Raw genomic sequence first — 16045 nt, forward strand, 5'->3', positions numbered from 1 at the left:
ATAAAAGGAAAGAATGAGAAGTCTTTTACTACCGAACGTTATTCCGGAACCTCTCAGGACCAGTCTTTCTTGCCGGGTGGCGCTTTGCTTACCCGGCCTACATGGTGCAGCGATATCAATATATTTCACGTTGCATTGTAGGCCCGTGCAAGCGGAGCGCCGCCGGGCGAAACTCACAAAAATTACGCGTCTTTCGTCTTCAGCGACGGCAGTTTAGATACCAGACGCAGAGAAACGGTCAGACCTTCCAACTGGTAGTGCGGACGCAGGAAGAACTTCGCGGCGTAGTAGCCCGGGTTGTCTTCAATCTCCTGCACCTGGACTTCTGCAGCGGCCAGTGGCTTGCGGGACTTGGTCTCCTGAGAGGAGTTGGCCGGGTCACCGTCCACGTAGTTCATGACCCAGTCGTTCAGCCAGCGTTCCATCTCTTCGCGCTCGCGGAAGGAGCCGATTTTGTCACGCACGATGCACTTCAGGTAATGCGCAAAGCGGCAGCAGGCGAACAGGTACGGCAGACGGGAGGCCAGACGCGCGTTGGCGGTGGCATCCGGGTCGTGGTACTCGGCCGGTTTTTGCAGCGACTGCGCGCCAATGAAGGCAGCAAAGTCGGAGTTTTTGCGGTGAACCAGCGGCATAAAGCCGTTTTTCGCCAGCTCGGCTTCGCGACGGTCGCTGATGGCGATCTCGGTCGGACATTTCATGTCCACGCCGCCGTCGTCGCTCGGGAAGGTATGGCACGGCAGGTTTTCAACCGCCCCGCCGGACTCCACGCCGCGAATGGAGGTGCACCAGCCGTACTCTTTGAAGGAGCGGTTGATGTTGGCCGCCATCGCGTAAGCAGCATTCGCCCAGGCGTAGCTGTTGTGGTTCGCGCCGTCGGTCTGCTCTTCAAAGTCAAAGCTGTCGACCGGGTTAGTACGAATGCCGTAAGGCAGGCGCGACAGGAAGCGCGGCATCACCAGGCCCAGATAGCGGGCATCTTCCGATTCACGCAGTGAACGCCAGGCGGCGTATTCGGTGTTCTGGAAGATTTTGGTCAGATCGCGTGGGTTAGCCAGCTCCTGCCAGGACTCCATCTGCATCACGCCCGGTGCGGTACCGGTGATGAACGGACAGTGAGCAGCAGAGCCGATACGCGCCATTTCACCCAGCAGTTCAACGTCCTGCGGGCTGTGGTCAAAGTAGTAGTCGCCGACGATGCAGCCAAACGGCTCACCACCAAACTGACCGTACTCCTGCTCGTAGATTTTCTTGAAGATCGGGCTCTGATCCCAGCCCACACCCTTATAACGTTTCAGGGTACGACCCAGCTCCTGCTTGGAGATGCTCATAAAGCGGATCTTCAGCATCTCGTCGGTTTCAGTGTTGTTCACAAGATAGCTCAGACCGCGCCAGGCGCTCTCCAGCTTCTGAAACTCTTCGTGGTGAATGATCTGATTCACCTGCTGAGAGAGCTGTTCGTCGATACCCGCAATCAGGTTCTGGATGGTGCGATAGGTGTCGTTGGAGAATGTAACGGTGTTTTCCAGCGCCTGCTGCGCCAGAGTTTTTACCGCGCTCTCGACGGCGGAACGCGCCTGGTCAGTTTTAGGACGGAACTCTTTGTTCAGCAGTGCGCTGAACTCGTCCTGACTGAACGCCTGACCTGCCTGCTGCTCGTGTTGTTGAGTCTGGTTGCTCATCGATTACTCCTCGCTACCTTTCGCACTTTCGTCATTTTTCGGCAACTGGCTCAGGGATTTGAGCAGCGTCGGATCCTGCAGAATTTTGGCGATCAGCTCTTCTGCGCCGTTTTTACCGTCCATGTAGGTCAGCAGATTGGAAAGCTGAGTACGCGCTTCCAGCAGCTTGTTCAGTGGCTCAACCTTGCGGGCCACCGCATCCGGCAGGAAGTCGTCCATGCTGTCGAAGGTCAGATCGACGTTGAGCTTGCCTTCGCCGGTGAGGGTGTTATCCACCTGGAACGCCACGCGTGGCTTAAGCGCCTTCATGCGTTCGTCAAAGTTATCAATGTCGATTTCGAGGAATTTACGCTCATCGACGGCCGGCAGATTTTCCACCGGTTTGCCGACCAGATCGGCCATAACGCCCATCACGAACGGCAGCTGAATTTTACGTTCTGCACCGTAGATCTCTACGTCGTACTCGATCTGCACGCGGGGGGCACGGTTACGTGCGATAAATTTCTGCCCACTGTTACTCATTGCCATGATGTTCTCCATCAAAGATGCGCGGTGAAGGTGAAACGACAAGCTCCGTGCCCGTCGTCATAATGCCTGGACGCGTCATTCGCGGCGTCCAAAGATATTTTCCAGTTGGTTAACGCCGTCTGGCGCCAGGTCGCGAATAATGTCCATAAAGTTAAGTTCTGACAGCCGCTGCACCCGTTCAATCATCAGCGGTGCGGGGTGGCTCGGTTCGTACTGCGCAAAATACTGTTTCGCTTTCTCCAGCATCAGCTGGGCGTCGGCGCGACTGGTAACCTGCACACTGCGCCAGTCGGTGACCTGCTGCACGGGTTGGGTGGCCACCGTCTGCGGTTCAGCGTGGTGTTCCGCCTGCGCATCCCGATTGGGCAGCAGCTTGCTGATGTCGGTCACCTGACAGGCGCTGGCGACCAGGCCCACGGTTTTCAACAACTGCTCCATTTCCGGTACGCCGCTTTCACCAAGGTAACCGCTGAGCAGATCGCGAATGGCCAGCAGCCTTTCATTAATCAGGATGACGGCCTCTGTACCTGGCTGGTCGCCGCGCGCCAGTTCGTCAATCAGTCTTGGGCGGCCGCCGGGATAATCCGGGCATTCGGTTTTGCTGCCATCCAGCAATGCCTGCGCGTCACGCAGCGAAATTTCATCGCCGTTTGAGCGCAGCAGCGAGGCGTTTCGCAGCGCGACGGTCAGGTCAGATTTATCGCTCAGCGCGGCAAGGGCGTTAATGCGATAGAACGGGTCCGTTTCGCCATACTCCTCCAGCAGTGGATAGAGCGGCTCCCAGTAGCGGGTGATCGCCTCCTGCACCAGCAGCAGGCCGTCCGCGTAGCCCGGCAGCCCACGACGTCGGGTCCAGGCATGGGTTAACGCCAGCATGACGCGAAGATCTTTGGTGCGCCCCAGCAGGCTGGTGGCGAGCTTTTCTACCGTATTCCAGTCAGCGGGCTCGGCGGGAATGATCGTGTCGCCGAACTGCTGTTCCGCTTTACCCTGGCTTGCCTGTCCCATAGCCTGAAAATCGGCGTCGTACTCAAGGTTGTCGCCGCAGGGTTTTTCGGGGCTTATCGGCGCGAGAAATTCTTCGATATTCATGTGATCCCTGCTTATTCAAACATAGGCGGATAAAGACCGTGACGGCCTGGTCGGGCGCCGCCAGCCGGATCGAACAGCAGCGTAAAGAGCTGCCCGGTGAAGTTTCCGCTGTGGACGTGGGTGTAGAGCGGGTAGCCGTCGCAGCGGTTGGTCCACCAGTAGCTGGTCTGACGAAGCGGGTCAAAACACTCCGCCGCCTGAGGCCAGCCCAGCGTGCTCTGGCCGTCTTCGTCATAACCAATCACATCAAGGATGTCGGAACGCTTTTGCGGCTCGACGGGCTGCGGCGCCGGAATCGACATCAGCATCTCATCCAGCTGCGAGGCGGAAAAACTGTTGCGCACCGCATGCAGCCCGAGACGGCCAATCTGCTGATACCAGCTTTCAGCCTGGCTAAGCAGGTTGGCCGACCACTCTGACGGGGCGAAGCTCAGTTGAATGCAGATCGGGTACTGTCGGCCCACGCTGTCGCGGCCCGGCAGCAGGCAGCCCATCTGGATCATCTGGCTGCCCAGCATCGGCGGGACAACAAAGTTCCACACCGGCGCCTTATTAAACTGGCGTTCGCCGCTGCGCTGCTCTTCCTGTTGCCAGGCCAGCAGGCCGACCTGAAACCAGTGTGACCACTGACGCTGTAGGGTGTCAGGAAAGCGACGCTGCAAAAAATCTCCGGCGCTGGGTAATTTGCCATACCAGCTGTAGCGGTTCATCGCAGGGGTATTCGTCATACGGCTGTCCTTGCGGTTATGGGCATGAGAAACGAGGAAGCTGGAACGGATTGCGAATGCTGTTCGGCGCAAACTCCAGCGTGACCTGATGGCCATCGACGTTGAACGTGGCCTGACGGCTCAGACTACCTGCCCCAGGGCTGGTGCGCGCTTTATCGAAGAAGCGGTTCAGGGCCCAGGCGCCGTTGGTTACCAGCGTCGCGGTGCTGCCGTTGGCCAGACCCAGCTGCATACGCACCTGGTTGGTGCCGCCCGGCCCTGGCCAGTTCATGATCTGCACCGCCTGTGGACCGTGGCTGTAACGCAGCAGTTGGCCGTCAACGTCCAGCGTCAGGTTAAGAATGGTGTTATCCATCCGCACGGTACGCACCGTCACCTTGAAAGAGGGGGTCGTCGCACCGTTAGCAAAGAAGGCATCGCGAATGGACTGGGCCTGCTGGAACGGTCGCAGCAGTCCTTCACTTCCCGGCAGCGTTTTCCCGTCGATCCCCGGCATAAAGCGCCAGTTCGCCTGAGTGGTATCCACTTTGTTGGTCAGGTTGTCGCGAAAGAAGGTGTCCATCAGCCCGGTACCCGGCGCAAACATGCGTGCCAGATCGTCCGGCGTCACCTCGGTGCTGGCGCTGCGCACCAACGGGTAGCGACCGGCAATTGCCTGACGGCAGAAACCGCCCACTTCGACGTTAATGCGCTTACGGACGTTTTCCAGATCGCGACGCTGGGTATCACTGCTGGCCCCCACCGCCATGTTGCTGAACATGGTTTGCAGCCCGCCCGGCAGACGCCCGGCGCTGGCCTGCAGACGGCTGATTGCTTCACCACCCGGGGCTGGCATGCCGCTGTTGGCAGCGTCCTGCACCGCGGTCAGGTAACGATACAGCTCATCCACCTGCTTGAGGAAATCATCAAAGACGATGGTCTTGCCGCCCTTCTCCAGCGGCTGAGCCAGCTCGATCATCGGCGCGTAGTGGTCGGTCACCAGCTGTTCAGGTGCCTGCGTCACTACTGCCCCCTGCGTCGGGGCATTGTCGTTATTGCTGAACAGCGCTTCGAGGGTACGGGTGGCGCGGTTACTCTGGTCTTGCGCTTTCCCCGCGTCCTCCGGCGCTGGCGCGTTGCGCGACAGCGTCAGCACCTGGCTCAGGTTCTGCACCAGACGGCGCAGCGGCGAGTTTGCGCCGGAGAGCAGGCGCGCCGTGTTGATGCGCTGCGAGAGATCGGCGCTGTTGTTAAGCTGAATGTCGGCAAGGAAACGATCCCAGTTTGCGATAAAGTCGCGCATGTAGAGCTGACGCACGGCGTTATCGATCTGCTGCTTGTCTTCCCCGGAGGTGGTCGCGCCCAGCACCCAGGCATCATCTTCGTGCAGCGCCGTGGTCACGCTGTCAATCTGGCTGTTAAAGCTCTTCCAGTAGCCGTCCGGGGTGTAGAGCCCCGGCACGCCTTCGCTCACCGGTTTGCCGCTTTTGCGGGAGAACACCAGTTCGCTCTGCGGGCCACCCAGGTCGGACAGGGAGACCGGCTTCAGGTTTTCGTCATGCTCCAGCAGACGCTTCAGACGCCCATACACGCGGGTGGAGAGCGGCTGCTGGTTGATGAGTGCCCTCTCGCGGGCCACCAGCGCTTCGTCCTGGGCATACGGCGAGGCCTGAATTTTTGGCTCCAGCAGCTGCGTCAGGTGCCACTCCAGCTGTTGCAGCTGCGCCTGCGTCACGTTCTGCGGCAGATTACGCTGCAAATTGAGCATCACCCAGGAATGCAGGAATTTGCCGTCGTAGTGTTTAGGCTGATACAGCATCTGGTAGGCTTTCAGCGCCTCGTAGCTGTATTCCACGTCGCTGCCGTTGTCGTTACGCAGCCAGGTGGTGATATGCATCGCCACGGCGGGCAGCAGCATCTGATCCAGCGCTTTCTGATACAGCGACTGAGAAGCATCGCTGACGTCATCCCCACGATAGAGTCCCATACGGCGGGAGACCGGCGGGTCGTTGACATCGAAGGCCTCGCTTTTCGGCAGATCGACCAGGCTGTTCAGCAGCGGCAGGAGCGCGAACAGATCGCGCTGAGGCTGATTCTGTAACGCTTTACTCTGCTGCTCCAGCTGCGGGACTTTAGCGTCCACCTCTTCCAGATAGGCCTTATTTTTGGCATAGCTGGTCAGCCACAATCCGCCGAGGATCACCAGCAGCACCAGCAGCGCCGCGTATCCGGACCAGATCACCGCGCGGTTGCGCAGTTCCCACCAGCGGTTTTCACCGGCAATACCGGCTTCCTGGAAAATGACGTTTTGCAGCAGGTTTTTAATGAAGAAGCTCTGCCCTTTTGCACCAGGGATCGGCGCCTCTTTACTGACCGAATCCCACTTCTCTGCCTCTGCCCCTTCCGGCAGTGACAGGGCGCGGTTCAGTTCACCCATGACGCGGTCGAACGGCATGCCTTCCTGGGTGCCGCTGGCGAAGTATATTCCGCGTGGGGAGAACTCGGTCTCAAAGTTAGAGCGGGCAAAGACCGTGCTCAGGTAGTCTGCCAGCAGCGGGCGCAGCGCCGCGAACTCCTGCGGGAAGAGATACGCTTCGGCACGGGTTTTGGCGTCATGCTCTTTCAGCATGGTCTCCGGCAGCCCGGCGTCCAGACGCTGCTGCAACAGCGAGAACTCCTGGTGGAAGTTCCCCATCAGGTCGAAATCGGCGTGTTTGGTCTGTTCCCACGGCAGCGTGAAGCCCCAAATCTGGTCGCGCTGCGCTTTGTCGTAGTCAGCAAACCAGGCGCGGAAGCCTTTAAGCAGGTCCGCCTTGGTCACCATCACGTAAACCGGGAAGCGGATACCCAGCTGTTCATGCAGCTCAGACAGCCGCTGGCGCAGGTTGACCGCCTGCTGGCGCGCGGCTTCCGGGGAGAGCGTCAGCAGATCGGAAATGCTGATGGTGATAATGACGCCGTTAATAGGCTGGCGGCGGCGATACTTACGCAGCAGGCCGATAAATTCCAGCCACTCCCCGGCATCCTGAACCTGCTCGCTCTCCTGAGTGGTGTAGCGCCCCGCGGTGTCCAGCAGGACGGCTTCGTTAGTGAACCACCAGTCGCAGTTGCGGGTGCCGCCAATGCCGCGCAGAGCGGTTTTACCGAAGCGATCCGCTAGCGGGAATTGCAGGCCGGAATTGACCAGCGCCGTGGTTTTACCAGCGCCCGGTGCGCCGATAATGACGTACCACGGCAGCTGGTAGAGATATTGCGTACTGAAGCGCTGCGTCCACTGGGCACCGTGTCCCGCTTTGCTGAAGTGGGCTTTTTTCAGCATTTGCGCCGCTTCATCAAAACGTCCGGCGAGGATCTGCTCCTCGCTGTTCAGCCGCTTCTGGGGATCGGCCGCGTCCGGTTTGGCGGTGTTTTCATTGAGCTTGTCCATCAGCTTGCGGTTCAGCCAGGCGTTGTACAGCCGCGGCAGAATATGCCCCTGCGCCCAGAGCAGATAAACCACCGCAATACTGATGATGCGGTTTTGTTCAGATTCGAGCGGGCGGGTATCCACGATGGATAACAGCGGACCAATCATCCAGATCACCGCCGACAGGGCTGTAACGCCCAGGAAGCTCCACAGAATGCGATTGGTCAGTATGGAAAGAAGAGTCGTCAGCATCCTTAGTTTCCTTGCGGCAATCCGTTCAGCTCAGCCTGCGTATTTTCAGGCGACACCAGCAGAGTTATTTCCACACGGCGGTTACGGGCGCGGTTTTCAGGCGTATTGTTTGGCGCCACAGGATTGATCTCTCCCCGCCCTTCCGCTTTCACGCGGTCAGGCTGCGAGAGGCTTCCCTGCAACATTTTTTGCACGGACCGGGCGCGATCCAAAGAGAGTTCATAGTTGGAGGCGAAGCGCGCGCTGCGAATTGGCACGTTATCGCTGTAGCCCACCACCAGAATTTTGCCGCTGACGTTGTTCATCGCCTGGGCAATCCGGTTGATGACCGGCTCATAGCGGTCACGCACCACGGTAGAAGCAGAAGCAAACAGCCCGTCTCCTTTCAGGATCACCACGCTGCGATCCGCTTCATCCTTCACCGCCACCAGACCGGCGTCGATTTCCGGCTTCAGGAAGCCACGCAGGTTAAGCACCGCAGGCAGTTGACGCGCAGGTTGCTGAATGGTGGTTTCAGGCAGCTGAGACTGGTAAATCTTCGCCAGTACCGGGTTGGTGTTGTCGCCAAGACGCCAGTTGAGAATGATGTAGAACAGGCAGGCGATAAACCCGGCCAGCGCGACACAGGCCCACAGCGGCACCATCGGCCGCCACAGCTTGCGCAGCACGGGACGATCTTCCGGGTGTGGAGAGAGCGGTGCCGGATAGCTGCCGCGCACGCCACGGATCATCTGCCACAGCCGCTGCTTGATAGTTTCCAGCTGGGTGCGGCCATTATCCAGAACCCGATAGCGCCCTTCGAAACCGAGCAGCAGGCAGTAGTTGATCATCTCCAACAGGAGGATATGTTCACGCGGGTTCTGCGACAGACGCGCCAGCAGCTGGAAGAACTTTTCGCCGCCCCAGGTTTCGTTATGAAACGTGACCAGCAGACCATTGCTTGACCAGACACCGCTGCTGCCCCAGGGGGTCAGCGCCGCGGCTTCATCCAGCGCCGTGCAGAGGCAATAGCGCGCCCCGACGATCACCTCATAAGCCAGCCCTGCCTGCTGGCAGCGGACTTCAAAACGGCGAATCTCGTCGATCAGACGCTGGCGCAGTGCCACCTGATCGTCATGAGACACCGAATGACGGATTTGCGGAATCGCGTTGAGCAGCGGATTGGCGGCCGCCACCAGCTGATTGTTGCTACTGGCTCCGGTAAACGCGGCATCACTGCCGGTATCCTGTCGTTCCTGCATATTAAGCGCTCGCTTTATTATTCAGTCGGGCTACGGATGGCCCAAAACTCCATATCAAGACCCGGGAACTCCCCTGCGAGATGCAGGGCGAATGCACCGGACTTATCCATCTCGTGCCACAGCTCGCTGCCCTTCTCCAGCTCAAAGTAGCTGTAGCCCGCATGCCATGGGATTTGCGGCGGCGCAACCGGCATGGCGCGCAGCATGATGCCCGGCAGCTGTAACTGAACCAGATCGCGGATTTTCGACACCGGCGCGACTTTCATCTGGGCAGGGAAATGGGTTTGCAGGTGTTCGCCCGGCACGTTGGCTTTGACCGCCAGGACGAAGCCGAACTCGCGCACCATGCTGGTCTCCGGCACCGTGGCGATGTTCAGGCCATGAGAGCGCTCGTTCAGCGGCAGCTGAATGGCCTGATCTTCCATCACCAGCGACAGCCCCTGACGCAGCATCAGCATCAGCTTGCTGAAGCATCCCGCAAGGTCGTCGTGATCGTAAATCGGCAGCACGCTTTCGGCGGTGCGTTGCGAGGTCCAGGTGGCAAGCTCCGTGGCAAACGGCAGCCAGCTGCGCCAGAGCGTTTCCGGGTGCAGTAGCGGGAGCGTTTTTAAATGGGAGACTTCGCCCAGTTGACGGTTAACCAGCGACAGCAGCGTAAATTCGATCAGCTCTGAGGTGTTAAAGCGGCCAGGCTGGCGCAAACGCCCCCCAATCTGCTGGCTGCGCTGCACCAGCAAGCCGTGGAGATCGTTGACCATGCTGTAGAGTTGCGGGCTGTTGCAGGCGTTCAGCATCGGCGGAATGTAGCTGCTATCCAGACGCACATGGTTGTCGTTGCGCTTTTCCGCGACAAACGCGATGCCAATCGCCGTCCATTCGGCCGTCAGATCTTTTTCCAGCATCAGGGTCAGACGTAAACGGCCAAACTGCACCGTGGCATCCCCCACCGACATGGCGTTATCGTCTTCCACCTCCTGCTCGAAGGCGATGAAACGCGCCAGTGACGCGGGCTCTTCGCTGAAAATAACCTCTTCACGCTCTCCCCTACGTACCGGCAGCGCGAGCACCACCTTTTCGTTGGTGAGATTGTCAGGAATTTTCAGCGGGGCCGGGCCATTGCGCCCGTTACGAACCTGGAAAAACGTACCGTCGGGTAGCACGCCGCTGGCGTAGCTCAGGGCAATGCAGCCCTGGCGAAGCATCGCTTCGTCCAGTTCAACATCGAGGAAGCCCCAAAGATACGATCGCTGCAGCGCACCCCATTCCCGAACGTGGTTGAGCAGATAACTTTCTGTCCGTTGAAAATGGTGTGGACGCAGGAACATGCCTTCGGTCCAGACGACCTTCTCTGCTTTGGTCATGATAGGTTTCCTGTTTTTAAGCGCGTTACTGGCTGATGACCCGGATGCCATTTATGTCGAGAAAGACATTGGCCTGGAGTTCATCGGATGACCATTTCCAGAACTGGTAGAGATGGTTTTCGCCCGGAACAGGCAGTGGGAGTGAGACACGCCATTTCTTTCCATCCAGCATCTGATATTCGGCCATAACACCGATATAGCGCGCTTCGGGTGAGCTTTGTCCGCTAAGGGTTTTCGAAAGCTGGCCCGGCATCAGGAAGAAAACATCGCTGTTCAGCAGATTCGCGCCAAGCGTGGCTGACGCGTTGTTCTGCAGGGAATAGAAGTCACTGGACATGAAATCCGCATCGGACTTCAACAGCAGCACTCTGACTTTAAGCGGCGCAGAATCATTGATTTGTGGATGAGCCTGAAACTGCAGATTGTAGCGGGAGGGGTCGCTGTGTGAAGACGACGAACAACCACTGACCAGGGCGAATATCACCGCGTAAAAGACGAACCACAGCTTATGAAAATTTTTATTATTCATAAAAATACGCTCAGAAAAGCCGTTTAGTTCAGGATCCAGGTACCGTTAGCGCTGTCTTTGCAGGCTTTGCTGTTACCATCGACATCGACACAGGTCGCTTTTTTACGCGCCTTAGGACGAATAGCCTGTTTACGCACGGTGGCTTCGTACTGATCGGCTTTGATTACCGCACGCATTGGAACGTAACCAATCAGCTGGTCTTGTCCTTCATCGGCAAGCGCCATCCAGTAGTGTTCAACCTGCCCCAGCACCACGTAGGTTTTACCGGTGACAAGCGTACTGACCACTTTCCCACCGAAATCAGGGCGGCTCATCAGGGAGGCCGGATACATGGCACGGTATGGCTCGTTAACCTGAGTGAATTCAGCAGGAGGCGTGATGGCATGACGGTGGGTTAAGGTGACGCCGTTGACCTGGCTGGTCACGATCGTATCGTCGGTGATCACAGGTTTCTGCGGCGCTTTACAGCCCGCCACCGCCATTACAAACAGAAGTGAAAACAATACGCGCATTTTCATATGCTTTTCCGTAGCGATATTTCGATGATGAGATAAAGGGGATGAAGTTTGACTTAAGTGCTATCGTTAAAATAGCCAGGATATTTTCGGGGCGTTACTATTATTCGGGCATAGCTACCGCACGAGCCCTTCAGAATAAGGCCCAGCGTCTTCCTGACATATTTTGACAAACGGTAAACAAGTTTACATGAGCTTGTCACCAATTCAATATTTCCTTCCTCACAACTGCTGCTTAATGAAGCACCCGACTCATTATAGGATTAATCTGAGAAAAAAAGCTTACTTTGCTGAATTTGTCTTATTATTACGCGCTCCTCTAACACAAACCATTGATTCAGAAATAAAAAAATCAAAAGAGAACCATTGTCATTAACGCAATACTGCTATTATCGCCACTACCATAATTAGTAGAATGGGGATTTTTTCAGGGGGAGTATGAATATATCTTCCATGAATTATTTGTTGCATTGATAGCGTATCTTTAATAGCGATGACTTTTCCGCCCTGAATTAAGACAATTCATAGACGATGAAAAAAATTAATTTTACGGCGCAAAATAACCTGGTGCCTTTAATCCCTTAGAGGCACGATTTACACTACCTGCAGAGAATTAACAGTTAAGCAGGACTACATCTTTATTCCCCGGCGCATTGTTCACTTTATCGCCTTCAGCATCGTCGGGTAAATATATTGCAGGTTCCCCTGCCCGCCTTTCGTTTGAAATTTTACTGTCACTAACATTGTCGCCTTCACGCCACCCTGGTCAGGACACATTATCGACATGATAAAAATTTGTTATGATTTCTTTAATTTTTCTCAGCCGCATCATGCACGACCGGCGGTCTAACAGGGTAATCTGGAATGAATAACAAACGACGTGCCGTTCCCGGCATCAGACCTTACGACGGCCCTGCAGGCGGCTGGGGAGCATTAAAAGCGACGGCAATTGCCGTGCGAACACAGATGGATGCCCTGGAGGCTCCCGCCACGCTGTTGCGCACCAACCAGCCTGACGGCTTCGACTGCCCGGGCTGCGCGTGGCCAGACAAAGAGCATAAATCCACATTTCAGTTCTGCGAGAACGGGGCAAAAGCGGTCACCTGGGAAGCCACCAGCAAACGGGTGACCCCTGAGTTCCTCGCTCATAACACCGTTACGTCGTTACTGGCAAAATCTGACTTTGAGCTGGAAGGATACGGGCGCCTGACCCATCCCCTGCGCTATGACCGGGCAAGTGACACCTTCCGCCCCGTTGAGTGGGAGGATGCCTTCGAACGCATCGGCGAGGTTCTGCGCGGGCTTGAACCAGACCAGGTGGAGTTTTATACCTCCGGCCGCGCCTCCAACGAAGCGGCCTGGCTGTTCCAGCTTTTTGCCCGTGAGTACGGAACCAATAATTTTCCCGACTGCTCCAACATGTGTCACGAAGCCACCAGCGTCGGTTTACCGCGCTCTATTGGTATCGGGAAAGGCACCGTCTCGCTGGACGATTTTGACAAGACGGAGCTGGTGATCTCCATCGGGCATAATCCCGGCACCAACCATCCGCGTATGATGGGCACCCTGCATGAACTGGCGCGCCGCGGCGTGCCGATCATCGTCCTGAACCCGCTGCGCGAGCGCGCGCTGGAACGGTTTGCCGATCCGCAGAGCGTGATTGAGATGGCGACCTACAGCTCTACCGACATCGCCTCTACCTACTTTCAGGTTAAAGCCGGGGGCGATGCCGCCGCGCTAAAAGGCATCGCCAAACACCTGCTGCAAATGGAAGCCGGGCGCGGCAACGTGCTCGACCACGCGTTTATCACCGAACACACACAGGGCTTTGAAGACTTTGCGGCAGACATTGCGCAAACGAGCTGGGACGCCATTGAACGTGAGTCCGGGCTGAGCCAGGCGGCGCTGAAACAGGTCGCCGATGCCTACGCGAAATCGAATGCCACCATCATTACCTACGGCATGGGCATTACGCAGCATAATAAAGGGACTTCCAACGTCCGCCTGATCGCCGATGTGCTGCTGCTGCGCGGCAATATAGGCAAGCCCGGTGCGGGGATCTGTCCGCTGCGCGGCCACTCTAACGTTCAGGGAAACCGTACCGTCGGGATAAGCGAGAAACCAACCCCGGCGTTTCTGAACCGTCTTAAGGAGGTGTTTGGCTTTGAGCCGCCCTCTCACCATGGCCATGACGCAGTGCAGGCAACCCAGGCCATGATTGACGGTCGTGCCAGAGCGCTTATCTGCCTCGGCGGCAACTTTGCGGTGGCGATGCCCGATCACGAAAACGGCTTCCCGGCGATGAGTAAGCTGGATCTGAGCGTGCACGTTGGCACCAAGCTGAACCGTACGCACCTGCTGGTGGGTAAAGAGACCTTCATTCTCCCCTGCCTTGGCCGCACGGAACTGGATATGCAGGCCAGCGGACGTCAGTCCATTACCGTTGAAGATTCCATGTCGATGGTTCATGCCTCCTCAGGCAAGCTGAAACCCGCCTCTCCTCTGCTTCGCGCCGAACCGGCTATTGTGGCCGGCATGGCGAAAGCGACCCTGAAGACAACCCGAGTGGACTGGATGCACCTGGTTGCGGATTACGATCGCATTCGCGATCTGATTGAGCAGACCATTCCGGGCTTTGAGGACTATAACGCGCGGATCCGGGTACCCGGTGGATTCCGTATGCCGCTGCCGCCCACGAAACGTATCTGGCCGACGGCGACGGGCAAAGCGATGTTCTCGGTATTTGAAGGGGTCAATGAAGATGCCAGCGGTGAAGGCGATAACGTCCTGCGTCTGATCACGCTGCGCAGTCACGACCAGTACAACACCACGATTTACGCTCTCGACGACCGCTACCGGGGCGTCTTTGGCCGTCGCGACGTGCTGTTTATGAATGAAGCGGATATGGCGCAGTCAGGACTGGAGCACGGCGACCGGGTGGATATCGAAACCGCCCTGCCGGGCAGCGCTCAGCGTCTGGAGGATATCACTGTGGTGGCGTATGCCATCGCTCCGGGCTCGGTCGGGGCCTACTATCCTGAGGCCAACGTGCTGGTTCCGCTCGACTATCTGGATAAAGAGAGCGGCACGCCGTCGTATAAATCGGTGCCTGTCCGCCTCACCCTGCGCTCGAAAGAGATCCGAATTGCATAACAAGATTTGCCTACCTATAAGGCAGGCAAATCTTTTATAAAGGGGGCATAAACTAGATATTATTAATTCCCATAAACAACCGGAATTGCAGACTCTTTACTTTAGCGCTCCGTTGAATCCGAACTTGAATTCTTATTCTTCCGCACTAGCTGTTCTACTTTTTCATTAACAAATAAATACAAGTTCGTTGAGAACATCCCTACAAAAATTGCGACAAGAGCTAGTGTATAAAAAGAATGGGCAGATTCAGCCACACTTTTCATATCGATATTTTGCCCAGATAAATGTGGAGTAATGATTGAAACTAACACACCGCTCTTTATACCAATCCATGAAAATGAGGCCATCAATGCTGAACCCATTATCAAATAAATCTTATCTAGTAAACGTACCCCAGACAACATCAATCTTGCGAGAGCACCAAATCCACCGAAAAAACATGGGATAAGTAAAGTAATTATGGCATTGTAAGTTACATTAATTAAATTCAGGGTTTCTTCATTTATCACATACAGTCCCGGATTTCGGATTGAAGATGTAATAAGCAGTATGATTACAGCAATTATTAGAATAACGGGAATTGTTTCAATAAGCCGCCTAACAATTAAAGCTTGAAAACTATTTTTACTTTCATACCCCTTGAGAATCTCTGACTTATTTGAAGTGTTATCATCACTTTGCTTTGGTATGTTTTTATCTTCCAACGTCAACACTCCTGTATTTTTGCTGACTAAGTTTACGCTTACAAATAAAAGGTGCAATCACATAAACCATGATAGGCATCTGGATAAAAACGATTATTGCGTTTTAGACCTTGAAAGTCCAGTAACAACCTGATACTTAAGTTAAATTGCATAAGTTTTTTGACGTTTTTATTAGCGTACGCATAAACACCACGCTCAGGATGAGATCTATACTGTTTAGTGTGAAGGATACCATCAACTTAATCTTAGCGCTCTACATTCATATACTCTTAACTGCGATAATACTAATGTCATCAGTGTCGTTCCATGAATTCTTTATGACCCCGCCTAAAAATACAATCCTCGGCAGGCTGTTATTTTCAAAAAAAATACATTGAAAAATTTGAAGTATAACCCTTAGATCTTTTATAGAAATCATGCTTTAACCTAAAAAATCGCCCTGAATAATTACATGTCAATATTAATACTTGACAATAAACTCCATACACCTTTCCTTACACTACCCATGCAGTATACTTCAGCATTAATTGAATTTTATTAGCCCATTTACCTTTGATTTATTATTGCCCTTTTCATTTTTTGGCCTAGAGTTAGCTTAAACATTTGAGTCGCTAATGGTGAAACTTATACATTAGAAAATCATATAAGCTTACTCCAATACCATAGTGGAATCTTTACGTTTCGCATCGATTGCGCAGCGAGTGAATAAAGACAATTTTCATTGAGTTATAGATATTATTTGTTAAAAATTACTAGAGAATTGCTGGCAAGCTGATTCAAGCGACTCCTTACTTAACTTGTTGCAGCAGGAGATCCTTTATCTAAATAATAATATAATCCTTGTCCCACAGATATGATAAATTTTTCCAGTAAGT

At 55.2% G+C, this 16045-nt stretch carries 11 protein-coding genes; 1 reads left to right on the forward strand and 10 read right to left on the reverse strand.

The features are described from left to right. Window positions 1-182 precede the first annotated feature (182 nt). From tssC to ACQG22_RS13750, 9 genes are all read right to left on the reverse strand, one after another. Window positions 183-1682, reverse strand: coding sequence for a type VI secretion system contractile sheath large subunit (tssC, locus tag ACQG22_RS13710; RefSeq protein ID WP_013096181.1), 1500 nt, complete (start codon window positions 1680-1682; stop codon window positions 183-185). 3 nt (window positions 1683-1685) lie between these two features. Then, a complete protein-coding gene (gene tssB / locus ACQG22_RS13715) occupies window positions 1686-2210 on the reverse strand; it encodes a type VI secretion system contractile sheath small subunit (RefSeq protein WP_008502644.1) in 525 nt (174 codons plus the stop codon). Between the two features lie 75 nt (window positions 2211-2285). Next, window positions 2286-3302, reverse strand: coding sequence for a type VI secretion system protein TssA (gene tssA / locus ACQG22_RS13720; protein WP_013096180.1), 1017 nt, complete (start codon window positions 3300-3302; stop codon window positions 2286-2288). Between the two features lie 11 nt (window positions 3303-3313). Beyond that, window positions 3314-4030 (reverse strand): type VI secretion system-associated protein TagF, encoded by a 717-nt coding sequence (gene tagF / locus ACQG22_RS13725; protein WP_048972782.1) that lies wholly within the window; start codon window positions 4028-4030, stop codon window positions 3314-3316. Window positions 4031-4046: 16 nt separating this feature from the next. Then, window positions 4047-7667: a type VI secretion system membrane subunit TssM gene (gene tssM, locus ACQG22_RS13730; RefSeq protein ID WP_369706764.1), complete on the reverse strand. Its 3621-nt coding sequence runs from the start codon at window positions 7665-7667 to the stop codon at window positions 4047-4049. A gap of 2 nt (window positions 7668-7669) precedes the next feature. After that, window positions 7670-8908 carry a DotU family type VI secretion system protein gene (locus ACQG22_RS13735; protein ID WP_013096177.1) on the reverse strand — a complete coding sequence of 413 codons (1239 nt, stop codon included), beginning with the start codon at window positions 8906-8908 and terminating at the stop codon, window positions 7670-7672. Window positions 8909-8925: 17 nt separating this feature from the next. After that, complete coding sequence (gene tssK, locus ACQG22_RS13740) at window positions 8926-10269, reverse strand: type VI secretion system baseplate subunit TssK (RefSeq protein WP_020690866.1); 1344 nt, start codon at window positions 10267-10269, stop codon at window positions 8926-8928. Between the two features lie 25 nt (window positions 10270-10294). Further along, the gene (gene tssJ, locus ACQG22_RS13745; RefSeq protein ID WP_013096175.1) at window positions 10295-10798 is read right to left on the reverse strand and encodes a type VI secretion system lipoprotein TssJ; all 504 of its coding nucleotides are present in this window, start codon (window positions 10796-10798) and stop codon (window positions 10295-10297) included. Window positions 10799-10821: 23 nt separating this feature from the next. Beyond that, window positions 10822-11316, reverse strand: a complete 495-nt coding sequence (locus tag ACQG22_RS13750) for a hypothetical protein (RefSeq protein ID WP_013096174.1) — start codon at window positions 11314-11316, stop codon at window positions 10822-10824. Between the two features lie 861 nt (window positions 11317-12177). Between ACQG22_RS13750 and ACQG22_RS13755 the strand changes: the two genes are divergently transcribed. Then, window positions 12178-14466, forward strand: a complete 2289-nt coding sequence (locus tag ACQG22_RS13755; RefSeq protein ID WP_369706765.1) for an FdhF/YdeP family oxidoreductase — start codon at window positions 12178-12180, stop codon at window positions 14464-14466. Between the two features lie 101 nt (window positions 14467-14567). Here ACQG22_RS13755 and ACQG22_RS13760 read toward each other — a convergent pair whose 3' ends face one another. Next, window positions 14568-15170: a hypothetical protein gene (locus tag ACQG22_RS13760; RefSeq protein WP_102752121.1), complete on the reverse strand. Its 603-nt coding sequence runs from the start codon at window positions 15168-15170 to the stop codon at window positions 14568-14570. Window positions 15171-16045 lie beyond the last annotated feature (875 nt).

The organism is Enterobacter cloacae complex sp. 309I3, assembly GCF_050031595.1.
In the GTDB taxonomy this organism is placed as follows: domain Bacteria; phylum Pseudomonadota; class Gammaproteobacteria; order Enterobacterales; family Enterobacteriaceae; genus Enterobacter; species Enterobacter cloacae.

Bases quoted from the DNA above. Each gene is read 5' to 3' on its own strand.
- ACQG22_RS13735 (WP_013096177.1), bottom strand. From the start codon at position 8,908: ATGCAGGAACGACAGGATACCGGCAGTGATGCCGCGTTTACCGGAGCC.
- tagF (WP_048972782.1), bottom strand. From the start codon at position 4,030: ATGACGAATACCCCTGCGATGAACCGCTACAGCTGGTATGGCAAATTA.
- tssC (WP_013096181.1), bottom strand. From the start codon at position 1,682: ATGAGCAACCAGACTCAACAACACGAGCAGCAGGCAGGTCAGGCGTTC.
- tssJ (WP_013096175.1), bottom strand. From the start codon at position 10,798: ATGAATAATAAAAATTTTCATAAGCTGTGGTTCGTCTTTTACGCGGTG.
- tssA (WP_013096180.1), bottom strand. From the start codon at position 3,302: ATGAATATCGAAGAATTTCTCGCGCCGATAAGCCCCGAAAAACCCTGC.
- tssK (WP_020690866.1), bottom strand. From the start codon at position 10,269: ATGACCAAAGCAGAGAAGGTCGTCTGGACCGAAGGCATGTTCCTGCGT.
- tssM (WP_369706764.1), bottom strand. From the start codon at position 7,667: ATGCTGACGACTCTTCTTTCCATACTGACCAATCGCATTCTGTGGAGC.
- ACQG22_RS13750 (WP_013096174.1), bottom strand. From the start codon at position 11,316: ATGAAAATGCGCGTATTGTTTTCACTTCTGTTTGTAATGGCGGTGGCG.
- tssB (WP_008502644.1), bottom strand. From the start codon at position 2,210: ATGGCAATGAGTAACAGTGGGCAGAAATTTATCGCACGTAACCGTGCC.
- ACQG22_RS13755 (WP_369706765.1), top strand. From the start codon at position 12,178: ATGAATAACAAACGACGTGCCGTTCCCGGCATCAGACCTTACGACGGC.